Genomic DNA, 23529 nt, shown 5'->3' on the forward strand with positions numbered 1-23529 from the left:
TCCTATTTTTTATGCGACGTTTCAAACGGGTGGTGTTGGTGCCAATGCTTCGCAATGTCTACTCGTCGACATACCCATACGTCGGGGTGCTGCTGCACGTAATCTAAGAAACGCTTTAATGACGCGATTCTTCCCGGTTTGCCAATCAACCGACAGTGCAGCCCGACAGACATCATTTTTGGTGCCCTTTCGCCTTCCTCGTACAGCGTGTCGAACGTGTCTTTCAGGTACTGGAAGAACTGCTCTCCGCTGTTAAAACCCTGCACAGTAGCAAAGCGCATATCGTTGACATCAAGGGTGTACGGAATCACCAGTTGGGGTGTTTTCCCTTCCATATGCCAGTAGGGTAAATCGTCATCGTAAGCGTCTGAGTCATACAAAAAGCCGCCCTCTTCTGCCACCAGCTTACGCGTATTGGGGCTGGTTCTGCCGGTGTACCAGCCCAGCGGGCGATCACCCGTTAGCGCCTTAATTACCGATATGGCTTTAAGCATGTCTGCCTTTTCCAGATCGGGGTCGATACCCTGATAATCGACCCAACGGTAACCATGGCTGCATATTTCATGCCCGGCATCGACGAACACTTTGGCAAGTTCGGGGTAGCGTTCCAGTGCCATGGCAACAGCAAAAACCGTCAGTGGCATGTTGTACTTTTCGAATAGCGCTAAGATCCGCCAAACCCCAACACGGCTTCCATATTCATATATGGATTCCATGCTGATATGGCGTTGCCCTTCGATTGGCTGCGCTGCCGGAATCTCCGACAAAAATGCCTCTGATTCTGCATCACCGTGCAAAATGCAACGCTCTCCACCCTCCTCGTAATTCAGTACAAAAGACAAAGCGAGTCGTGCCCCACCTGGCCATTTGGGGTCTGGTGGGTTTTGACCATAGCCAATCAGATCTCTCGGGTATTCGTTGCTTTTCACTGATCGTTCGCCTCCCACCGCGTGTTATATATAATTGTATACAATTCATTGATAGAAATGTAAAGAGTGCAATTATTAACCACCTCATTTGAGAATAGCAGCTATATTTGAAGAGGTTAGGTGGAAAATTGTGTGTTATTCGGCTTTACAACGCTGCGTGAGTTCACGAAATGACAAACTATTCGCTGACGAATTGCATCGATTCACTTTAAATAAAACGAAATTGTGTACAAAAAAGGATTTTTGGAGATGGGAAAACTCACGACACACGTACTGGACACCACCCATGGAGTGCCTGCTGCCGCCATATCCATCGAGCTGTACCGCATTTCAGGTAATGAGCAGATGCTGCTCAAAACAGTGAAAACTAATAACGATGGCAGAACGGATGAGCCAATGCTGTCGGGAGAAGAGTTTAAAGCAGGAAAATACGAACTGGTGTTCCAGGTTGCTCATTACTATAAAGAAAATGGCATCGAACTAGATGGTGTTCCCTTTCTGGACGATGTGGTTATACGCTTTGGGCTCAGTGACGAAGACAGCCACTACCACGTGCCGTTGCTGGTTTCGCCATATGGATATTCAACTTATCGCGGGAGCTGATCGGAGCCCGCAGCCTTTGATCACCATTTGAGCGATAAATGACGCCGCCTGTTCAAAGTCGGCTTCTTCCAATTCGGTTTTATTCATCACTGTACAGATCTGCCAGCTAAAATCGGCATACGTTTGAGTGGACGCCCACAGCATAAACATCAAATGATGAGGAGAAACCTCATCCATCAACCCGCTTTCAACCCAGTCGGAAAACTTTTCGACCATATCGCGCGACTGCTGGAGCAACTTTTCTGACACTTCCTTCGGCAGCATCTTCCCACCGCTCATCACCTCATTCGCAAACACTTTGGAGGCGTTCGGATGGTCGCGAGAAATACTGAGTTTGGTGTGGATATACTGCGTTAAAGCCTCGACTGGGTCGGTCAGCTCTTCTAAGGGTTTAGACGCGTCGAGTAAGGGCTTGGTAATGGTATTAAGCACCGCATCATAAAGCTTTTCTTTGTTGCTGAAGTAGTAAAACACATTCGCTTTAGGCACTTCGGCTGCTTTGGCAATATCAATGATTTTGGTGGCTTCATACCCGTTCTGAGCAAAGCATTCGCTGGCGACGGATATGATGAGGTCGTGATTTTTTTTACGAATTCTGGACATGAAAAAGCTTAGCAAAAAGAAAAGTAACTCATTGAATCTAGACTAACATATGCCACGCCAATATTCAGATGCATAAACGAACCAGAACTAAGAAAGATGAAAATATGTACAAAAACGTTTTGCTTCTCGCTTCAAATTCCAATATAAAAAATACAACATTGTATACAATAATAAAAACTGGAGCGACATATGGAACGGAATCCACAAGCGAAACTCAATGTGGTGGGCGATCTTTCCCAATCAGGGTACACGGACATTTTCTCCCCCTCTGCCAGAGCGTTTTTAGAAAGCTTGGCTTCCGCTTTTGAACCAAGACGCAGACAACTCATTAAAGCCAGAGAACAGAGACAAGCTCGGTATGACGACGGAGAACTGCCCGGCTACAGGCACGACACCAAGAAAATTCGGGATAACAAAGGCTGGCAAGTTGCCGAGATCCCTCTCTCACTGCAAGACAGACGCGTCGAAATCACAGGACCGGTAGATCGGAAAATGGTGATAAACGCGCTGAACTCTGGCGCAAAAGTCTTTATGTGCTGCTTTGAAGACGCAACATCTCCAACCTGGGACAATATGATTCAGGGGCAAATTAACCTGAGAGACGCCAATGACGGCAGCATTGCGTTTGAAGACACTGTAAAAAACAAACGCTACCAGCTCAATGACAGCCCAGCGCAGCTTATGGCACGACCTCGCGGTATTCATCTTCCTGAACGGGGTCTCGAGCTAAACGGCGAGCCAATAGGTGGCTGCCTGATGGACTTTGCGCTCTATTTCTTCCACAACGTTGAATCCAGAAAAGCCAAAGGAGAAGGCGTTTATTACTACATCCCTAAGTTAGAGAGTATGGAAGAAGCGCAGTGGTGGGATGATGTTTTCAGTTATACCGAGCACTACTTTGCAGCCAAGACAGGCACCATTAAGGCAACGGTATTGATTGAAACCCTGCCCGCTGTTTTTCAGATGGAAGAGATTCTCTATGCCATGCGCAACCATATTGTAGCGATGAACTGCGGCCGGTGGGACTACATTTTCAGCTACATAAAAACTCTGAAAAATCATGGTGACCGTATTTTGCCAGACAGACACAGTGTTGGTATGGACAAGCCATTCCTTGAAGCCTACAGCAAGTTGTTGATTCACACCTGCCACCAGCGAGGCGCACTAGCAATGGGTGGGATGTCGGCGTTTATTCCAGCCAAAGATCCCATCGAAATGCAAACAGTGACCAACAAAGTCATCGAAGACAAATCTCGCGAAGCCAATAACGGTCATGATGGCACCTGGGTCGCCCACCCCGCTTTGGTGAGCATCGCAATGGACGTATTCAATGAACGCTTAAAAGGCGAGACCAATCAACTCAAAGTTATGCCAGATATCGACCACATCAGCGAAGCAACGTTGTTAGAGCCAAGTGCGGGTCCAAGAAATGAAGAAGGCGTGTGCAAGAACATTCGCATCGCGCTTTATTACATGGAAGCGTGGATTCGGGGAGAGGGTTGCGTCCCAATCTATGGATTGATGGAGGACGCCGCCACCGCAGAAATATCCCGCGCCAGTATCTGGCAATGGATACATCACGGCGTCACACTCGACGATGGCACCATCTTTACCAAATCGATATTCAAAGACTGGTTACAGCAGGAAATCAAAACCATTGAAAGCGAGATCGGCAGTGATGTATTTCATCAGCGCCGTTTTCTGGAGACGGCGGACTTGTTCTATCAAATTTCCACCGATAAGCAATTCGTGTCTTTTTTAACGTTACCAAGCTATCCACTACTGTAGAGTTCAAAACAATGTCGACTTCTTTTTCTGTCAGATTCGATTTTGCTTATCACTTAGGTATACAATTAAAAATACAACGAGTTGTACCACCCTGATAGGACATCATGGCAAGTTTGAAAGACAACGAATCTAACCCAATCAAAACCAGAGTACCCGGTCAAACTCAGGACGACGTGGTGTACTGTCATATATTCGATGCCATATTGGAGCAGAGGCTTCCTCCGTCAACCAAGCTGAGTGAAGAAGCATTAGCCGACATTTTTGGTGTAAGTCGCACCATTATCCGCCGCGCACTCCATCGCTTATCCATTGAACAGGTTGTGGACATTCGCCCTAACCGAGGTGCCATGGTCGCCGCCCCTTCCAAAGAAGAAGCCAAGCAGATCTTTAAAGCTCGTGAAGTGCTAGAAATGGCGATTACAGAGCTGGCCGCAGAGAACGCCACTGAGTCTCAAATAAAGGCATGTAGGGAATTGGTTGCAGAGGAAAACAGCGCCTTCGAAAATGGGGATTATGGTCGCGGGTTGCGCTTGTCGGGTGAATTTCACATCAAGCTTGCAGAAATGGCAGACAACTCCCCAATGCTGGCATTCCAGCGCAGTCTGGTGTCGCAAACCTCACTGTTGATCGCCCAGTTTGAAAGCAACAACAATTCAAACTGTTCTCAAGACGAACACGCTTGCCTGCTCGATGCCATCGAGAAAAAGGACCAAAAAGAGGCGCTCAAACTTATGGAAGAGCACCTTCATCATATTCGTTCAAAACTCAATCTTGATGGGCAAGCTAAGTCGAACGATTTGCATGTGGTATTTTCAGATGTAATTAAAAATAAAAATTAATTACCGCACAATATTTTTTACGGAGTATTTCACTTCGAGATCTTCAGGTACGTAAATAACCAAAGGCTCAGAGCTGTCGTAAGAAAATACATTGCTATTTTCTACTCTTAATAACTCCTTATTTTCTGAAACAGAAGTACAGACTTTAAGAGTTTGAGTAATACCATAACTAGGAAGAACATAATGAGTGCTTTCAATTCCATTAGCTGGTTTTTTAATAATAGTCCCATCTAAAGCTGTTGAATTACAAGTCTCGGTCACCTGTTTATTTATAACGAAGTCTATTAATTTCTCAGACTCATTTTCTAAAGATGGTAATGTAAATTCATGGCGCTTGAGACCCGCATACTCATCAACAACTTCCTGAACTTCTCCTACCTGCACACACACATTTAGAATTGGTTGATTGCTTTGTTCAGAGCTTACGAATGATGCTAGTAGTGAAGTGAATAGATCATCTGAATTATTAGAGTTTTCGATGCTCCCATCACCCAACAATGGTTGATATTTCACCGTACCTCGAATACCTGTTGCTTCTATACTTGCTTGAGATGCTTCACCACCAAAATCAACTAAAAATTTAGGTGTAGTAACGGTAAGTCGATTGCGTTCTTTTTCACCAGATAGCGCGTTAACCAAAAAACTGCGTAAGGCACGACGCTGAGTTCGATCGCGATACTCGGTTCTAAAAGTAGATAGTTGAGCTGAAGTCGGCACGTGATAATTGGTGCCGTGAGCCTGGCAGGCAGCTTGCACTTGTGCCAAGTCAGTTAAATTGGTTTGTAAGTCAATCCATTTATGCTGAACAAATATGTTTTCATTACTTTGGGCAAAGGCAGAAAAAGCACTAATAGAGAGTGCAACCGCTAATATTGTTTTTTTCATTTTATTTCCTAATTACTAGTTATTAAACTTAATTATTAAGACATCTCAAATAACTGAGCCATCCGAATATGTAAAACGGAAAAAATATAGTATCAACTCAAATCAAATAGCATAGAGAGCAATACTTAAAACTCTTTTAACGGAATTAAATGCATATCATTTATGTGCCATAAGGAGCTTAATGCCATCTTAGAATATCAATTGCATATAAATCGAGAGCATAACAATATTAACTTATAACAGCACATATCATTTAAATTAAAAAGACAAAACACACTTAATGATTCAAATTGTACTGCCACGATTCCTTTGACAATGTGGTTCAAGTCGGAACCTTACAACATGTCGAAGCATTAGCTTTCTTGGTTACTCACCGCCTTCTTAAGTCGCATGATGCGGCTTTCTTTGTAGCCGAATATCCCGACCATCATCACCGTAACCCCAATGCACATGTTCAGTTGCAGTGGAGAGTAAACATGAAAGTTCGAGATCAGGAAATACAGCATCATCAGTAAAAGCATGATCTGAATAATCCAGCGCGGTTTATCATTAAAATCGAAGGTGTTGGATGCAGAGTCATACTTCACATGCACACGACCCACCAAAAAACCCAGGTTGATCAGCAACCCACCATCACCCGTTGAAGGTTTGTAATCGATATAGTTCAGCGCTAAATACTTCTCTAGACCTTTCAGATCCATTCTGTTTTTCCTTTCTGTTACTTCTTTGGAGAACCGACAGAGCGGATAATAACAGAATCACATTCATCCGCAGACTGGCGAAGCGAAAATGCGCTGGTTTTGTTGTTACCAAGTATGATTCAAAGCCTTTAAGTAAGAACTGCATCGGATTGTTCGCTAGTGGATTTCAATAACTTTAGAATAACTCACTGACAGAACTTATAATTTGCACCTTTCACCATCCGAGGTTTCTTGATGACATCACCTTCCAAATGGCTGGCAAGCTTAATTTTTGGGGTTTGGTTGTCACCCACTCTTTTCATTGCTCAGGGTTTTCTGGGAGGATTCGGTTGGCAGTTTTCAGCGATCGCTTTACCCTTTCTGTTTGTCAGCCAGTACTATCTTTTTTACACCTGCATACTGAATCGAAAAGCATTTACCAACTGTTTGATATCCATTCCTTTGGCATTCGTAGCATGGCTGATTGTTGCATTATTTATAGCGGTAGTTTCGAGCGTGAATTTGATGGTGGGGATGGAACGACTAGGTCTGATTTCTTTAACCACCTTGGTTGGATGTTTGGTAGCCTTCGTTTTTTCTCTCTTCTACCAAACTCCACTGGAAAAGCATCTAAGTGACTACAACAGATATTTTGTATTTCTGAGCTTTATTTTACCTATGATCGGGATGACAGTTATTGCAGCATCGTGGTTAATGTCAGAAACCAAGTTTATATAGCAACTGCGTTTTTTGGACAAAAGCTCACCAATGGCTTTGTTAAATTGACGACCAACTTCATAAGTCGTTACAGAACTCGCGATTTAACCCTTTACATCTGACGCCAAGCGTAGAACACTGCCCTTCGAAGTTTTAGTACCCGACACAGTAGAGTCAGTAAGAGATTATGAGTAACACGGCACCGAAAAAGTCGAACCCCCTATTCGAGATCCTCTTTAACGTAATCATCCCTTCTTTCATTTTGATGAAATTCAGCGGTGAAGAACATCTGGGAACAGCCATGGCGCTCGTCGTCGCCCTAATGTTCCCTATCGGATACGGCGGCATGGATCTTATCCGCAACAAGAAATTCAACTTCATATCCGCATTGGGTTTCATCAGTATTTTATTGACGGGCGGAATCGGCTTGTTAGAACTGGATACACGTTGGCTCGCATTCAAAGAAGCTCTGATTCCAGGTCTTATCGGTTTAGCGGTGTTGGGTTCTACCTTTACGCGCTACCCGTTTATGCAGAAGATGATTTTAAACGACTCCGTGTTTAACCTCACATTGATCCACGAACGTTTAAAAGAGAACGGTAAAACTGAAGCGTTCGAACGTTGCCTAACGTCTTCCAACTACCTGTTTGCAAGCACCTTCGCATTTTCTTCAGCGATGAACTATTTCCTCGCTACTTGGATTGTGACCAGCCCAGCAGGCACACCTGAATTTAACGAAGAGCTAGGCAAGCTAACGCTTTACAGCTACCCAGCGATAGCGATTCCAAGCATGCTGATGATGTTTGGTATCTTCTACTACGTATGGCGTCAGATCCGCGCAATGACCAATCTAGAAACCGAGCAGATTTTTCACGCGAAGTGATGGTGAGTTTCTGGTTAACTAATTGCAGTTAGTTTAAGTAGATAAATTTAAATCGCCCTCAACATTGTTGAGGGCGATTTTTTGTTTGGGTTTATTAAGTTGCTGGAGTATCTAGAGCAGCATTTGAACATAAGTGATTTAGTGCACACACAGAATGCACCGTTATCAGATAAGAAAAACTCTTTATATACCCGTGATCATTGAAGGTGCTTGATTTTCTTCGAATAGAGGATCATGCTAGCAGCTATGAAAATTACTCTGACCAATCAACAGAAGCAAGAACTCAAAAAACAACATAGCACGACTCGTGATGGACGAGTTCGTGACCGTATAAAAGCAGTTATCCACGCGAGTAATGGTTGGAGTCCCGAGGAAATTGCTGATGCACTTCTTATTCATGAATCCACTGTTCGACAACATATCAAAGATTACCTGCAATCGAACAAGCTCAAGCCTGAAAATGGTGGAAGCCAAAGTAAGCTTTCTGCTACTCAAACAATGAACCTAATCGAGCATTTGACTGAGAAAACCTATTCTCACACACATCAAATTGTCGCCTACGTTAAAGAGGCATTTGGGCTTGATTACACGGTTTCGGGTATGAACAAATGGCTTCACCACAATGGTTTTAGCTACAAGCAACCGAAAGGCGTTCCACACAAGTTTGATGAAGCAAAGCAGCTTGCATTCATAGAGGCTTATGAAGCGCTAAAGGCAAGATGTGGCAAGAGTGAATCAATAGTCTTTATCGATGCCGTTCACCCAACACTATCCACAAAAATATCTCATGGCTGGATACGAGCTGGTCAGGATAAAGTGATTGAAACAACGGGTAATCGTAGCCGATTGAACATGATTGGTGCACTGAACCTTTCGGATATTGGGGCAACCATTGTCCACGATTATGAGCGCATTAACAGTGAATCGATTGTTCGTTTTTTCTGTCAGTTAAGAGAGAGCTATCCGTTAACCCATAAGCTTCATATCATCTTAGATGGTGCGGGATATCACCGAAGTGACTTAGTCAAAGATGCGGCGTTTGTCTTGAATATTGAACTGCATTATCTTCCGCCTTACAGTCCAAACCTCAACCCAATAGAGCGGCTATGGAAAGTGATGAATGAGAAGTCGAGGAACAACGTTTACTTCAAACGAAAACGGGACTTCAAGGCGGCGATAGACCAATTTTTTGCAGTGACTCTTCCAGAGATCGCAGGCTCTTTGGCATCTCGAATTAATGACAATTTTCAGGTTCTCAAGCCTGCATCTTCAAGTTGATTCGGTATAGTATAACTAATCACATAATTCTTAAGCAGTTCGTTATGCCTTGGACATCAAAGTTGTCGTAATCCCGTACTTAGGGAAAATTGCGATATATTGAGTATCTGTAATTTCTAATGACGCCTCAAGTTCATGCTCACCTTGGTAGCCATGTTTTTCAAATAACCCTCGTAAGTTTTCCAACTGACTATCTAGGTGCTCTTCTAAATTGTTAAGCATTACTTTTTGGCGATCTTTTGTCATTACTGCTCGTAAGTTAAAACCAGAACTGGCCATACCCCCTCCTATTGGGGCATATACCGTTCTATCTTGAACAGTTACGAAACTATTAGTATTTTTCCTGCGCAAAGTTAAACGATCTTGTTCTGTTAATTGTGTTGCAGAAGTAGCACCTTTAACTGTGTATTTTTCTAATGGATAATTTCAACTAGGGCGTGTTGATCTTTGCTGTACATTTCGTATTCAACAATACATTGGTAGCCACATTAACATGAATGCCAGCGAGAACATGTTGGCATAATTCCTTTCTATATTGTCATATCTACTTGAAATTGCTCGATAATGCTTAATTCTTCCAAAGGCATTTTCGACCAAGTGACGACAATTGTACAGACACCCAATCCATACTGTCTTTGTCTATATCTTGTCCGTAATTGCGTTTAGCAATTACCGTTTCTCCGCCACGTTCCTTAACAAAAGTACGGAAAGGTTTTCTGTCATATCCTTTATCACAAACGATGGTATTAACTTCATCGAGTTGTTCAACTAAGCTTTCGGCATGCACTATATCGTGGCGTTGTCCTTCTGATAAATCAAAGCAAATAGGCAGACCACCACTATCCATAGCTAAGTAAACTTTGGTTGAGTTGCCCCGCGACTTTTCCTATTTACTCTGAGCTTTCAGTAGCTGCACCTGTGCTATGCTGATGCGCTCGAACTATAGAGCCATCAAGAAAGACCCATTCAAAATCAGCCATACTAGATAAGCTTTTGAAAAGCTTATCTAAAATTCCTTTCTTTGACCAAAGATTAAATCGTCTGTAAACGGTGTTTCACTCTCCGAACTCAGAGGGTAGATCTCGCCAAGGAATACCTGCCCTCATTCGATAAAGTATTCCTTCAAATGTCATTCGATGTTCAGTTTTATCGTAAATATGACCTGTACTTTTCATAACTTGGAGTAGCAGTTCCCATCGAATATCAGTTAGCATTGTTCTTGGCATGGTATTGGTTATGGTTTTACTTTTGGCGAAGCAAATTATAACTCTTTACCACGCTGTTCAAAAAACACGCACGGAAGATCAACACGCCCTAATCTGCTCCAATAGTTTTGGACACCTCTTTAAATGAGTAAAATAACTCACAGAGGTGATTAATGACATCCCCAAAGAAAACCAAAAAACTATTCAGCAGAGTTCAAAGAAGAAGCCTTAAAACGTGCCGCTAAAGTTGGAGTCGCACAGGCTGCACATGAGCTTAGTATTATAAATCTCGACTTCACGCATTGCGAAGTTCAGCACAAAAGAAAGCGCTCACGTCTGAACGAGAAAGCCTTCTGGCTGCAGAAAATGTAAAGTTAAAACGCCTCTTGGCTGAGCAAGTGAGGAGTTAAAAATCCTAAAAAAGACGGTTACCTACCTCGCGAAGAACCAAAAGTAACCAGATCTGGAAAGTCATCGTTCATAGTGACCGAGGTAACCAATATTGCTCTCACGCTTATCGTGATTTGATTAAGAAGAACGATTTAATCCAAAGCATGAATAGCAAAGGTAATTACTGGGACAATGCCTGTGTTGAAAGCTTCTTCCATTCGATGAAAGTTGAAGCGGTTCAATACGAACCAATTATGAACCGTGAAACCATACGTCAACACATATTTGAATATATTGAAATTCATTACAACAAGAAGAGTAGACATATTGCCTTGGGCTATTTAAGCCCAGAAGGATTTGAATAATTAAATGTCGCTTAATGCAGTGTCTATTTTTGCTGGTTCAGATCACTCTAATCAGTTTTTAATCTAGATATAGTTGGGTGTTTGCTCTTATTATGAAACGGAGTGCGTCATATTGAACTTTGAACTGATGGATGAGAAAGCATGGAACTTGAGCTGCCAGAACTGACCAATGTATCGATACAAATATCTTCGCTTTTCCCTATCGACATAACGGAAGCTGTAGTTGCAAAAACAATATATCCAGAACTCAACGTAACGATTTACCTAAACAGTGAAACAGCCGAAAACACTAGATCTAGGAAAAATTCAGGTAGCTCAAGAGGAAGCTTTCCTTTAATGGAACTGATTTGCCAATCTCATATGAAATGGCAACAAAAACATACTAGTTCTATGATGGTTGACAACATCAAAGATGAACTCTTGCTCTATATTGAGAAAATGTACGAACTAACAAAAGAATGCTCTAAAGATGTTCATAATCGTATAGATAAGTTGAGACAAGTTGCAAATAAATCTGATCCAAACTGTAGTTGGTCTGAGCTATCAAGAAACGTCTTAAATTTTATTTTTCGTGACTTAGAACTAAGCAACTTCTCTATCGAGGAAAATACAGAACAAAGGTTCTCAGGTGACTTAAAAAAAAGTGAAAAAGAAAGGTTAATAAAGTATTTAACTAGCTTACCTGACAATATATCGCTGACTCTTAATGATAGTGGAAAATTACAAATAAGAAATAATAAGGAAGAATGGGCTAGTTATAATAAAATTAAAAAAGAAAAGGAAAAAGTAACCCTTAGTGGTAAAGAAAACTTTACCATTCACATTGAAAAACTAAAAAATAAAAATATAAGATTAAGAGGATTAATTGAAAACTTAATCATGCATGATTCAAACCACCACTTAATTGATTTACCTTGGTATGTTACTGAAGCTAAGTTTAATACCAAAGAATATCATGGGATAGAATTTATAAGTCCTTTATCAGTTAAAAGCGAATATAGGAAAAAGCATATATTGAACCCGTCTGGCTATAGTCTTCTTGATTATAGTCATCATGACGCTACTTTATTTTGTAATAGTGTCTTAGGATTCAACAGTAAAAGTGGACTATTTATTGATGAATACAAGGAAATCCTAAAGTACTTACCAACGACAAAAGAAAGATATGCTAAAAGCCAAACATCACTGAAAGGATATATAGAACATAAAGAGAATCACCATAAAAAAAGTTTTTATTGTCAAGATGTTAATGGTTTTATTAATGAGAATTATCCGAGTAATTTTGGTGATAGATGTTCTTTTTTGTCAGCAATGTTGGATATAGCATCACCTTCAGAATACAAAAGCAAAATTGATACCGAGAGTGCTAGTAAAAACATAAAGTCTATAGCTAATTTAGATGAGTTGACATACGAAAGTTTAGTTGAGTTAGTCTTAAAATATGATAAGGAATTAGGTGATATACTGAGAGTAAATAGAAAAAGTCTAAACACAGGTAAAATCAATTACTTTGATAGGAGTATCACTGATGAAAAAGAGATATCTCGTAGCTACAAACAGGTCAAAAAGATGTTTAGATATCTAGCTCAAGAATATTATTCTTGGCTTTGGTCTAGTGTAACAGGCACCCTTAAATCACACATTTTAAGCATGTATTTAATATTTGGAAAAGAAGGATTAAAAAAAGAGTTTATAAATCTATGTAAAAAGAGAAAAGTCAATAAAAGATACCAAACATTCTCTATACAATATGAGGATTAGACATGGATATCAAAATAATAAATTATGAAACAAAGTGGTTGGAAAAGTGCCTTGATATTTACCATTTTTTTGACAAAAAAAGAAACACTAATTTGAGAATAAACGGTATTTTTAATAGATATGAGTTTTCTGAAGAAAAAATAAGATTCAGAAATAGATACTTAATTATTGACACTTTAGATAACGTTTTAGCCATCTTAGACTTAAGAGAAAAAAAATACTCTCAATTAGGAGCTAAATGCATTTTTAGCAATCAAAACCCTCAAAAAGCAAACTACTCGAAAATATTAAATCAAATGATTCTCTTTTTATCTAACACAAACATACACAAAGTTAGAATAAATACAATGCCGAATAACATAGAGTTGAATGAAAATTTACGAGAGTATGGATTCAAATCAAAAATAAAACTTGAAAGAGTTAGGTATCCCAATAATAAATTGTGCAAAAATCTGAATTTAGAACCATCTAATTATAAGTATTCTATCCATACAGATTTGGATAATGTTGACCAACTAGAATATGTAAAATTAGTAAACGACTTTTATGGAGTATCGTGTATTGATTTGAAATGGCTTAAAAAAAACAGTCCTACAAATAAACTTCATTCGATTTATTTATTAATAACATGTCACGACATAAATGATAACCTAGTTGGTTTTTTATCTTCCTATATAGGTTATCCAAACGAAAGCTGTATTATGCAAGAAAATACTTTTGTGATTAGTACGCATCGGGGAAAAGGCATCGCCTCTAATTTAAAGAGCATGCTTATAAACTACAATGGAAACAGTAGTAAATATATAATAACTCATAATAATTTTGATGATAATTCAATGGATAAGATATCAGAAAAGTACTCATTCGTAAGATCTGAAACATACATGAGTTGGGCATTAAACATTAAAGGAAATTGTGATGGCAAGATATAGAATAAATATTGATGGTTACATGTTAGACGTTTATGAAAAGGAAAAAGGAAAGTCTAAAAAGTGTGCTCTTTTACTATTGGGATTCCCTGCGACTTTAGGTGAAAATAGTTTAACTGCATCACTGACCGAAAGCGGTTATTGTGTACTAGTGCCACATTATCCAGGCACCTATGATAGTTCAGGTTTGTTTACTCCTCTAAACTCTATAGAAATGCTAAAAAATATAAGTATATTTATAGAAAGAAAAGAAGCTGTTAATTTGAAGAATAACAGTAAAGTTCAAATACCTAAATCTATTGATTTAATTGTTGGCTATAGCTTTGGAGCATTTATCGCAGTTCATTCACTATCCCATTTCCCATCCTGCAATAAAGCACTGTTTATTTCCCCAGCACTAACTTATGGAAAAGCAGACATAGATATGGGGTTTAGAGAAAATGGTTCAGATTTCATCAACTATATTAGAAGAACTCGTCCACATACTTATCGTTTAGGTGATGATTCAGAGTGGCATGATTTCTATAATGGAAAACTTAATAAGATACCTAAGCTATTACCTAAAACACGGAATATATCAATATTGTCACTAATTGGGACTAATGACACTTCTATTAACAGTGGTATTTTCATAGATAATGCAGATATCTTTTTTAGAAAGTATACCAAGGTAGAAAACAATGAAACTTTTTTAGTTTCAAACTCTGGACATAGTGTTGGTTCTATTATGAAAAAGACCTCAAAAGCAGCTTTAAAGGTTAGTAATTTTATAAAGTAACATTATGTTGTATGAAATATCTGAGCTTATAGATGATGAAATATTATCTCTCAATAGAAATGTAGTGATAGGAATAACGGGTCCAACTGGAGTTGGTAAATCGTGGCTAACTCGTAAATTATCTAAACTACTTGGTGGGGTGGTATGTATAAGCTCAGACGCTTATTTACCTAACAATCCTTTACTCAGAAAAAAGTATATAGATCTTGATCCTTACGTAGACTATGGTGAACTAGAGCGTGATATAATCAAATTTTTAAAAGGCGATTTTATACACACAAAATTATATTGTCATAAAAGTAGGAAAGTAAAAATACAAGACTCATCTAATAAGAGAATTATGATTGTTGAGGGTAGTCTAATATCGTGCTTTGTTAATCCAGAGCTATTTGATTTGACAGTTTTTTTGCAGCCACAGCTTGGAAGTGAAAATGAACTTTTTATCGATACCTCAACTAAGAGAGACTATTCGCAAGAAAAAAAAGAATCGATGTCAGTCGACTGCATTAAAAACTATAAAAATCATATGGAAACACTCAAAAAAAACGCAGATATTATCATTGAAATAGGAAGAAACAGAGCATGGCTAAACGTAAAAAATTTCAAAGATAAATGAACCTTCATATTTCAAATTCTGATTTTAACCCAAAATGATCTGATATATAGTTTCCATTTTCATTAGGTTCCAAACCAAAAAATGATGAACTAATGTTTATAATTCTTTCAGTTTTTTCCTTATAAAAAAATATATAATCAACTTTATCTTCTAGCCCTCTTTCAATTGCAATAGGGTTGTATTTAGATTTTTCTCTGTACATATTTATATAACGTTTATCATTGTGACAATTAATTACATTTTTTAATAAAGTACTTTGCAACACTTCTATTTCATTAATTTTTGAGTTAAAGTCTCCTCCTATTATAGTAGGTGTCGCGTTATATCTATTTATAAATTTAACTTTATCAACAATAACTTTCAATTGTTTTCTTCGATAATCTTCCAATCCTATGCCGTGACTTAAATGTGTACAAACAATATTTAATTTCTTTCCTCTAATTTCTATTCCTGAAAATATCGCACTTCTTGGTTCATCCTTAAATTTTGTAGGTAATGAAATTATTTCTTTATTATAACACGTTCCTTTGTATGCTATTAAATTACCGTATTCACTAGAATCATTCTTAATAGTAGCTCCAAATATTATTGAATAACCATTCTCAATAAGATATAAGATTGCAGGATGCTCATCTGCTACAAAGAGTACTTCTTGCATAAAAAGAATATCAAATTTTTCTTGTTCCAATACATCTTTAAGTAACTGAATTCGCTGTTCGAACTCCCCTTTCCTTCCAAAAAAATTAAGGTTTCCTACTTTTATTCTTGACATTTTAACCTTCCATCAGTTTCTTAAAGTGGGATATCAGCATCTCTACTTCTTCATATTGTCCTTTTGACTCATCACAAAAAATAGAATCAAATCTGCTTTTTTCTGCTTTGACAAATGCTGCATCGTTGTACTCTGTTGCTCCTCTTGTAGGGCTATTGTGCTTACTTCTATATTGAATTAGTGATGTATCATCAAAAATATACGGTATGTGATAATGACCAACGTAGCTACAACATAAATCAGGTCCTTGATCTCTATCAACTCCCCATATTTTATCTACTTCTCTTATACATTCACTAAAAAACTCTTTCCGAATCTCTTTATCTATATAACCAAAAACTTTTTCCTCATACCGTTTAGAGTTAGACAACATTATTTTTATTGAATGATTTCTTTCTTTATGAGAAAGAATGAACTCCTTCAATCTAAAGTCAAAATCTGGATAATGGAGCTTTTTTGATTTTTGCTTGAAGTAAACATCTGGGTGACAGAAAAAGGGACCTGTTATAAGAGCTCTAAAGGAAGAAGACTGTCCCAGCAAATCATATGCACGATTTACAAACTGAGTTCTTGAATCTAACACAATAGGGGTATCAGCGTTTGAAATCTGAACTGACTGTTTTTTTGAGGGGACCTCACGTGAAGAGTTAGGTAAAATCTTGATCCTCTCATCTTCCGGTATGGCCAAAGCATCACAAATATCACGAATTACTCGAGGTTGAACCGATTTTACCAAAGCTCTCTCATACTTTGAGATATCTGAGGATCTAGACTCTTGGCCGAACGCCTTTAAGGCTACATCTGCTTGTGTTAGCCCTCTTAGTATGCGGTAATTTTTAAAAAGCTCTCCTAATCGCTCTGAGTAGCTTTTTTCGCCAAATTCAGTCATTTTCGCTCCTTTTCAACAATGTCGACTTCTTACCAAATGATTACTATAAGAATGAACAACGGAGGAACACATTATGATGAAACTTTTTCATACTATTATCTATATGGTGATGTCACTCAGCTACTTAGTTCCTATATTGGGATTAGATAGAAAGGCTGGTTACTACGCGCTATGCCTAGCTTACTTACTTTTATCTCTATCTTCAGTACTTACAATACAACATTTTAAAACTTGGAAACGTGACAAGAAGTGACAATTTCAGTAGTTATAATTCAATGCAATAGCCTGAGCTTGATGTCAACAAAGCACAGGCTGTTGATTTATTGCAGTCAGGCTGAAGACTTCATACGTAGCCCATTTCATTGTTCGGCAATAGTAATAACAAGGTTATCTACAAAATCACATGTAAACGTACAGATTAAGCTACGTAACCGTAAGTTCACAGATTGTAGTCGCTAGTTGCTTGGATGAAAGTGGCTTCTCCAACTAGGCATTCACATCAACGGCTTCACACTTGGGGCAAGCCTCGTGTTTGATATTGGTAGATAAAGTTATGATGGACTGGGTCTTATTAACGGAAGAAGCCTTAAAACATACTGCTAAAGTTCGAGTCGCACAGGCTACACATGAGCTTAGTATTTATAAATCTTGACTTCACGCATTGCGAAGTTCAGCACAAAAGAAAGCGCCCACGTCTGAAGGAGAAAGCCTTCTGGCTGCAGAAAATGCAAAGTTAAAGCGCCTCTTGGCTGAGCAAGTTGAGGAGTTAGAAATTCTAAAAAAGACGGTTACCTGCTTCGCGAAGAAATAAAAGTAACCAGATTTGAGTTGATTAAAAGCAATCACGGATCATTCTCCTTCGCTAGAATAATACGCGTATTGTCTGTTTTACCAAGAGGGTATTATTCATGGTTAGGGGCTTGTCAGCAGCCAAGCAAACGAAAAAGGGCGCAACAAGTTTGTGATGAAAAAGTCAAACACATTTTTGATGACAGTAAAAAGCGAGATGGTGCTAGACGTATTCAAACGGAGCTTGAAGAACAAGGGCATAGACATTACATCAAAACCATCGCCAGTAGTATGGAGCGCCAAGGGCTTGTTGCTAAGGCTGGTCGTAAGTTTAAAATCACAACAGCCAGCAAACATTCGTTTCCAGGTGCACCAAATTGGCTGGAACAAAACTTTACCGCCAACAAACCAAATAAAAATGAGCAGCGACATCGCCTATCTGATGACGAGCGAAGGTTGGTTATATCTGGTCGTCATCATTGATTTATATTCTCGTTCAGTGATTCGCTGGTCGATGAGCAATCGGATGACTTCAACGTTAGTCTGTGATGCACTGAAAATGGCTTTGTGACGCAGAGGTAAGCCAAAGAAATTCATCGTTCATAGTGACCGAGGTAACCAATATTGCTCTCACGCTTATCGTGATTTGATTAAGAAGAACGATTTAATCCAAAGCATGAATTGTAAAGGTAATTACTGGGACAATGCTTGTGTTGAAATCTTCTTCCATTCGATGAAAGTTGAAGCGGTTCAATACGAACCAATTATGAACCGTGAAACCATACGTCAACACATATTTGAATATATAGAAATTGATTACAACAAGAAGAGTTGGCATTGTGCCTTGGGCTATATAAGCCCAGAAGGATTTGAATAATTAAATGTCGCTCAATGCAGTGTCAGTTTTACTGGATCGGAGCATTAGGATATTGACCCAATCACCAAAGAAATCTGCTTTTAGCTTCATTATTACTCCAAGATTTGAAAATTTAGGAAGGCATACACCTGCTTAACATGCTGCAAGGGCATCACTCTCAAATAGACCACCTTAATAACAAATATCAATCCAAATTAAAATGTCACAGGTTGGTAGGCAGGCTGAAGTAATCATTATGGCTTTGGGGGATGAGGCTCCGTTCCAATAACAAGGCAAATCAGCACAACTAGAGACAGTGCTGCCACTCCAAGCTTCAGCAAAGGCTTTGATTCAATGTAAATAAGATAAGGTGGTTTATATTTGTCATCCTCTGTATATAAGACAAACCACCACACAAGTATATTTAAAAAAAGGCTATAACCCAAAAGTACACTTGCAAGAATAGAATGACCTAACATACCCCAAGCTGAAATCGTGCCACCACTTAAGGCGACTACAACCATCGCGACTAGAACTCCGAACGTCAACGCGCCAACCTCTGCAGCCATATTAAAGATTCGTTTAGCTGCATTTAAGAAATAGTAAGATACCACCTCCCCTCTGACTATTGAAATAAGAGATGAAGTGCATATTAAGATAGCTCCAATTACAAAGAGCATATTCCAAAACAAAGGTGATACAGCTTGCCTTGTTGCTAGGTACAAATAGTCATGACCAATTAGATCTCTTGAGTAGTAGCTAATGCAGAGAGCGGCAAAACCACAAGCAATCGTCACCCAGTAACGAGAAACGTATCTTGTAAATACCTCTGAACATCCGCAGCTCGGTGCCAAAGCATTACCCTCAGAATCCAAGCAAGGACCAAAAACATGCTCTTTGAATTGGTTCACGATTCATCCTTAATGTTAAGCCATATCGCTTTAAAGACGGATTTCTTCCGAACTTGTATTCCGTTTATCTTACTATCACCAAATATAAACCTAGAGGCATATCAAACTAATGTGTGAAACGGGAGAGGTTTTCAGGTTAATATGCCTAAAACTTCCTCATAAGACGCTGCTTAATGGAATAAGAAAATATGGTCCAACGCGTTGTGCTTCAGGTGATTGATTCGTTGGAGCAAATATGTATTCTGAATTTCCTTAAATTCCTTCTTCCTATCTAAATTTATGCCATACATAATGAATCATATTGCTAAAAAAGGATTGTCCAAGATCAAACGTCTCCCTTACGAGTATTGAATAACATCCTTTTACCCTAAATCTACCGCTTGAATTTATTTACGTTATAGCAAGTTAAACTGCCTGTTTCAGTACAGTCGCAACAACAAACTCAACGAAATTGCACTGAATCAGGAGATACTGGTCAAGCTTTAGAACCTGTCACTTGAAAAAAACATCGCCAGACTGGATTCTGTAACGCTTTGATCTGTTCTAATAAACCGAGCCTCCCATGTTGAAAACACTCATTCCTGCCTCTTTATCACTGCTGTTGATGGCATGTTCATCACCAAACGTCTATAACGATCTGAACGTTTCTGAACCCATTGCAACCGGGGAACACAAACTTGGCGTGGCTTTTGGGGGCGGAGGTGTACGGGGCTTTATGCACTTAGGCGTGTTGAAAGCGTTGGAAGAAGAAGGCATAAAACCGGAAGTGGTCAGTGGAGCGTCTGCGGGCTCGATTGCAGCAACGCTTTATGCCTCTGGTATGCGATTCAGCGAGATGGAAGTTGCCATCGAGAAACTCGAAATATCTGACGTTACGGACATTGTGCTTTCGTCCAAAGGGTTCGTAAATGGTAAACGCTTGTCCGACTGGATCAACGCGCATGTCGGCTATAGCGATCTGGCGGACATGCCCATCCCTGTAGCAGTGACTGCCACCAATATGACGACACGTAAGACTGTTGTTATCCGTTCTGGCGACCCTGGGCATGCAGTACAAACCTCTTCCACCGTGCCAGGTACTTTTGTTCCCGTTGAAAACCAAGGTGATATCTTAATTGATGGCAGCGTATTCAGTGTTGTACCGGTTTATACCGCAAAAGATCTCGGTGCTAAAAAGGTCATCGCAGTCGATATTTTTTGCCACAATCAACCCGCACCGGAATTGACTATAAGTAAAGTGTTGCTTGCGACGTTCAGAATGCAGAGCTGTAGGCTGTCACAACAAGAAATGGCCAGCGCAGACGTGCTCATCACACCAAATTATGAACCGAGCAGTGATGTGTCGTTTAACGACAGGGCGAAGGCGATTGAAGCGGGCTACATTGCCACAAAAGAAGTGATGCCACAGATAAAGGCGTTACTTTCCAACTAACCATCGAGAGGGGGACATTTCTTGTCCCCTTCCCTTTTTTAAGATCTTCTTTTATCGACTAAAACACCACTCTATTCAACCCTGCAACGCGGTTGATTTTTCAATTCGCTAAAGGCTTAGGCGTTAACACACTTTTGCTCGTCGCAGGCTTCACAATGAAGCCAATACCGATGAGGAAGAGTACACAGGCGATCATTTGTGCTGTGCTTAGCATCTCGTCATACATAAAATAGCCAGAAATCAGTGCGAATACGGGCACCAGTAAGGTTAACGGTGCGGTGGTGCTGAGTGGGTAACGAATCAACAGATTACTCCATACCCAATAACCAAATAATGTGGTTGGGTAAGCCTGAAATGCTACAGCGATGGTGGTTTTCATGTCCCACACTTCCATGGCATGCACCACAATATTTGGACCGTAAATGCTCACCGCAAATAACACCAGCGGGATAGGCGCAAATAGCATCCCCCAAACATTAAAAGCGAACGCCTGAGTGGTTTTCGACGCCTTAACAATCAATCCCATTATCGTCCAGCTCGTCGCGGCAACCATAATTAGGAATACCCCTTCTGCTGTCAGGTTGCCGTTGGTGGCTGAGATCAATACCAACAGTGCCGCCAACGCAATAACAGCCCCAATGACTTTGCGCTTAGAAGCTATTTCTTTCTGGATAAACACACCCACAGCCATGCTGATTAAAGCGTTGGAGGACAAAAGCACCGAAGACATGCCGGACGAAAGACCCGCAGTGATAGACCAAGACGCCATCCCCCATACACCTACGCCAAAGACCACACCGTAACCCGCCAAATAGCGCCACTCTACGTTTGGTCGGCGAATAAAAAAGATGGCTGGAATCACGGCCAAAGTGAAACGGGCAGCAGTTGCTAACAGTGGGTGAACATCAGTAATTCCCATCTTGATCATTGAAAAATTAAATCCCCAAATGGCCATCACTAAGGTTGCTAGTAATAGGTCGTTTTTCTTCATAACTGTCCTCCTTTTTCCTTGAAAAAGAGTATTACTCGGGTACAGTTATCGGTACAGATACAATTTTTCTAACAAAAAGCGGTACAGTTCCTTATGAGTATGTACAGAACCTTAGCCAGTCGATTCATTCGGGAAATTGAGGCTGGAAAACTTGCCGAAGGGAGTCGGATGCCATCGCTCAGGCAGTTCTCTAAGCAGCAAGCCGTGAGTATGTCGACAGCCGTAAGTTGTTATCAGGAACTGGAATCGCAAGGCTGGATCCACGCGCGCCCTCAAGCGGGGTATTACGTGTCTCAGCAACGAAGCAAACATAACACTCCAGAGTGGGCGAGTTTCGTCAGTAAAGTGTCTTCGGTTAATCAAAACTTCGCGATTCATTCCCAGCACAATGGACCGCTTGGCGTATCGAGCACCACCATTGATGACGTGTCACTTAATGAACTGGAACGCAGCTTTCGACGCGCCAGCAAACGAATCGGCAACCGCTTAAACCAATATCCAGACACACAAGGTGAGCCTTTATTGCGCAATGCCTTGAGCGATCACTTTTCCAAACTTGGGCTGAACTTTACCCCAAGTGAGTTGGTGATTACCTCTGGTTGTATGCCAGCCATTAAAGCCGCGCTCGAATCCTGTTCACAGGTAGGTGATGCGATTGCAATCAGCTCGCCCTGCTTTAGCGGTATTCTGGATTTGCTTGGTCAAATGGGTCGAAAGATTGTTGAGATCCCCTCTCTGGATGACGGAATCGACCTTGCGCAGTTGGAAAACCATTTGAAGAAAGGGGTGGTCAAAGCAGGCGTATTTTGTACCTCACACATGAACCCGCAGGGGATCACCATGTCGGCGGTCCAAAAACAAAAGCTGGCAGATCTGGCTAATTTTTATCAAGTTCCGATAGTCGAAGATGACGTTTACCTTGAACTTTCCTATTCAGAACATACGCCATTGCCCGCCAAATACTATGATAAAGACGGGTATATCCTATGGTGTGGTTCGGTCTCGAAAAGCTTGTCGCCAAGCTACCGCATAGGCTGGTGTATGCCAGGGCGATACACCGACCAATATTGCCAGAAGCATGCCGCTTCCTGCTTTGGGATCTCGCTTCCTATGCAGCTTGCTATAGCAGATTTTATTGAGTCTGGTCATTACGCCAAGCAGCTAAAACGTCGTCGCAGCAAACTACTTCAACTCAGACAAACGTATCTCAGCTATTTGTCGGATCGCCTGCCAGAAAACGTGAACATCAGCCATCCTCAAGGGGGAATGGTGTTGTGGCTACAAGTCCCTACCCTCAACGTTACCCAGTTCACCTCACTACTCGAAGACAGCAAAATCGATATCCGATTGGGTCACTTATTCAGCACTCTGTCTCTTTACGACAACTGCTTAAGGATCAACTTTGGTTTTGAACTCACCAAAGAGATACAGAAAGAGCTGGACGTATTGATTGATGCGGTGAAGCGGTCTTGTTAAGTCATTCACCAACAGAATTCTTTCACACAAACCCATTTACAACTCATGCCATGTGTTGCTATTCTTTTCGCGGGTTTGCAGGACGCCCGGCTCGTGAAAGTTCAGTCACCTGTGCAATAAAACAATTTAGTTACTGACTCTTATCTTTGGTCCCTAACGAGACA

21 protein-coding genes and 3 pseudogenes are annotated in these 23529 nt (G+C 40.3%); 14 read left to right on the forward strand and 10 right to left on the reverse strand.

Translation table 11 applies throughout. The features are described 5' to 3' along the window. Window positions 1-2: 2 nt before the first annotated feature. On the reverse strand, window positions 3-929 hold the full coding sequence (puuE, locus tag INR79_RS25770) for an allantoinase PuuE (protein ID WP_223097664.1): 927 nt from the start codon (window positions 927-929) through the stop codon (window positions 3-5). Window positions 930-1178: 249 nt separating this feature from the next. Here puuE and uraH point away from each other — a divergent pair, with 249 nt between their 5' ends. Next, complete coding sequence (uraH, locus tag INR79_RS25775) at window positions 1179-1532, forward strand: hydroxyisourate hydrolase (RefSeq protein WP_022592749.1); 354 nt, start codon at window positions 1179-1181, stop codon at window positions 1530-1532. Here uraH and INR79_RS25780 read toward each other — a convergent pair. After that, window positions 1512-2135 carry a TetR/AcrR family transcriptional regulator gene (locus INR79_RS25780; RefSeq protein WP_022561661.1) on the reverse strand — a complete coding sequence of 208 codons (624 nt, stop codon included), beginning with the start codon at window positions 2133-2135 and terminating at the stop codon, window positions 1512-1514. The genes uraH and INR79_RS25780 overlap by 21 nt on opposite strands. 189 nt (window positions 2136-2324) lie before the next feature. On the opposite strand from INR79_RS25780, the gene aceB reads away from it, so the two are divergent. Together aceB and INR79_RS25790 are read left to right on the forward strand one after the other, a co-directional pair. After that, window positions 2325-3923: a malate synthase A gene (aceB, locus tag INR79_RS25785; protein ID WP_223097666.1), complete on the forward strand. Its 1599-nt coding sequence runs from the start codon at window positions 2325-2327 to the stop codon at window positions 3921-3923. Between the two features lie 104 nt (window positions 3924-4027). Next, window positions 4028-4762 (forward strand): GntR family transcriptional regulator, encoded by a 735-nt coding sequence (locus tag INR79_RS25790; RefSeq protein ID WP_223097667.1) that lies wholly within the window; start codon window positions 4028-4030, stop codon window positions 4760-4762. Here INR79_RS25790 and INR79_RS25795 read toward each other — a convergent pair whose 3' ends face one another. Further along, a complete protein-coding gene (locus INR79_RS25795) occupies window positions 4763-5647 on the reverse strand; it encodes an ecotin family protein (protein ID WP_223097668.1) in 885 nt (294 codons plus the stop codon). Between the two features lie 353 nt (window positions 5648-6000). Beyond that, complete coding sequence (locus tag INR79_RS25800) at window positions 6001-6348, reverse strand: hypothetical protein (RefSeq protein ID WP_004398054.1); 348 nt, start codon at window positions 6346-6348, stop codon at window positions 6001-6003. Window positions 6349-6582: 234 nt separating this feature from the next. Between INR79_RS25800 and INR79_RS25805 the strand changes: the two genes are divergently transcribed. The 3 genes from INR79_RS25805 to INR79_RS25815 all read left to right on the forward strand — a co-directional run bounded on the left by INR79_RS25805 (window position 6583) and on the right by INR79_RS25815 (window position 9205). Beyond that, complete coding sequence (locus INR79_RS25805) at window positions 6583-7065, forward strand: hypothetical protein (protein ID WP_223097669.1); 483 nt, start codon at window positions 6583-6585, stop codon at window positions 7063-7065. Window positions 7066-7231: 166 nt separating this feature from the next. Further along, window positions 7232-7927 carry a VC0807 family protein gene (locus tag INR79_RS25810; RefSeq protein ID WP_223097670.1) on the forward strand — a complete coding sequence of 232 codons (696 nt, stop codon included), beginning with the start codon at window positions 7232-7234 and terminating at the stop codon, window positions 7925-7927. Between the two features lie 246 nt (window positions 7928-8173). After that, window positions 8174-9205, forward strand: coding sequence for an IS630 family transposase (locus INR79_RS25815; RefSeq protein ID WP_223100227.1), 1032 nt, complete (start codon window positions 8174-8176; stop codon window positions 9203-9205). A gap of 42 nt (window positions 9206-9247) precedes the next feature. On the opposite strand, the gene INR79_RS25820 is transcribed toward INR79_RS25815, so the two are convergent. Next, a complete protein-coding gene (locus tag INR79_RS25820; RefSeq protein ID WP_223097672.1) occupies window positions 9248-9484 on the reverse strand; it encodes a hypothetical protein in 237 nt (78 codons plus the stop codon). Window positions 9485-9670: 186 nt separating this feature from the next. Next, window positions 9671-10431: pseudogene (locus INR79_RS25825) on the reverse strand (IS5 family transposase). Between the two features lie 446 nt (window positions 10432-10877). Here INR79_RS25825 and INR79_RS25830 point away from each other — a divergent pair. From INR79_RS25830 to INR79_RS25850, 5 genes and pseudogenes are all read left to right on the forward strand, one after another. After that, window positions 10878-11165: pseudogene (locus tag INR79_RS25830) on the forward strand (IS3 family transposase); the annotation flags it as partial. Window positions 11166-11306: 141 nt separating this feature from the next. After that, window positions 11307-12926 carry a hypothetical protein gene (locus tag INR79_RS25835; protein ID WP_223097674.1) on the forward strand — a complete coding sequence of 540 codons (1620 nt, stop codon included), beginning with the start codon at window positions 11307-11309 and terminating at the stop codon, window positions 12924-12926. A 2-nt stretch (window positions 12927-12928) separates the two neighbouring features. Further along, window positions 12929-13858 carry a GNAT family N-acetyltransferase gene (locus INR79_RS25840; protein WP_223097676.1) on the forward strand — a complete coding sequence of 310 codons (930 nt, stop codon included), beginning with the start codon at window positions 12929-12931 and terminating at the stop codon, window positions 13856-13858. Then, window positions 13845-14633, forward strand: coding sequence for a hypothetical protein (locus INR79_RS25845; protein WP_223097679.1), 789 nt, complete (start codon window positions 13845-13847; stop codon window positions 14631-14633). Before INR79_RS25840 ends, INR79_RS25845 begins: the two co-directional genes overlap by 14 nt. 4 nt (window positions 14634-14637) lie before the next feature. Then, window positions 14638-15249 carry a hypothetical protein gene (locus INR79_RS25850; RefSeq protein ID WP_223097681.1) on the forward strand — a complete coding sequence of 204 codons (612 nt, stop codon included), beginning with the start codon at window positions 14638-14640 and terminating at the stop codon, window positions 15247-15249. A 4-nt stretch (window positions 15250-15253) separates the two neighbouring features. Here the strand turns inward: INR79_RS25850 and INR79_RS25855 are convergent, their stop codons facing one another. Then, entirely contained in the window at window positions 15254-16021 is a 768-nt protein-coding gene (locus INR79_RS25855) for an endonuclease/exonuclease/phosphatase family protein (RefSeq protein ID WP_223097683.1), read from the reverse strand. A gap of 1 nt (window position 16022) precedes the next feature. Continuing rightward, complete coding sequence (locus tag INR79_RS25860; RefSeq protein ID WP_223097685.1) at window positions 16023-16910, reverse strand: helix-turn-helix domain-containing protein; 888 nt, start codon at window positions 16908-16910, stop codon at window positions 16023-16025. A 553-nt stretch (window positions 16911-17463) separates the two neighbouring features. Between INR79_RS25860 and INR79_RS25865 the strand changes: the two are divergent. Next, window positions 17464-18576, forward strand: a pseudogene (locus tag INR79_RS25865) (IS3 family transposase). Window positions 18577-18809: 233 nt separating this feature from the next. Here INR79_RS25865 and INR79_RS25870 read toward each other — a convergent pair. Continuing rightward, window positions 18810-19466 (reverse strand): hypothetical protein, encoded by a 657-nt coding sequence (locus INR79_RS25870; RefSeq protein WP_223097686.1) that lies wholly within the window; start codon window positions 19464-19466, stop codon window positions 18810-18812. Window positions 19467-20028: 562 nt separating this feature from the next. Between INR79_RS25870 and INR79_RS25875 the strand changes: the two genes are divergently transcribed. Continuing rightward, the gene (locus INR79_RS25875) at window positions 20029-20898 is read left to right on the forward strand and encodes a patatin-like phospholipase family protein (RefSeq protein ID WP_223097689.1); all 870 of its coding nucleotides are present in this window, start codon (window positions 20029-20031) and stop codon (window positions 20896-20898) included. 100 nt (window positions 20899-20998) lie between these two features. Here the strand turns inward: INR79_RS25875 and INR79_RS25880 are convergent, their stop codons facing one another. Further along, window positions 20999-21889, reverse strand: a complete 891-nt coding sequence (locus INR79_RS25880) for an EamA family transporter (RefSeq protein ID WP_223097692.1) — start codon at window positions 21887-21889, stop codon at window positions 20999-21001. Between the two features lie 93 nt (window positions 21890-21982). On the opposite strand from INR79_RS25880, the gene INR79_RS25885 reads away from it, so the two are divergent. Continuing rightward, window positions 21983-23365, forward strand: coding sequence for a PLP-dependent aminotransferase family protein (locus INR79_RS25885; protein WP_223097694.1), 1383 nt, complete (start codon window positions 21983-21985; stop codon window positions 23363-23365). Window positions 23366-23529 lie beyond the last annotated feature (164 nt).

This window comes from Vibrio sp. SCSIO 43132, from assembly GCF_019904195.1.
In the GTDB taxonomy this organism is placed as follows: domain Bacteria; phylum Pseudomonadota; class Gammaproteobacteria; order Enterobacterales; family Vibrionaceae; genus Vibrio; species Vibrio nigripulchritudo.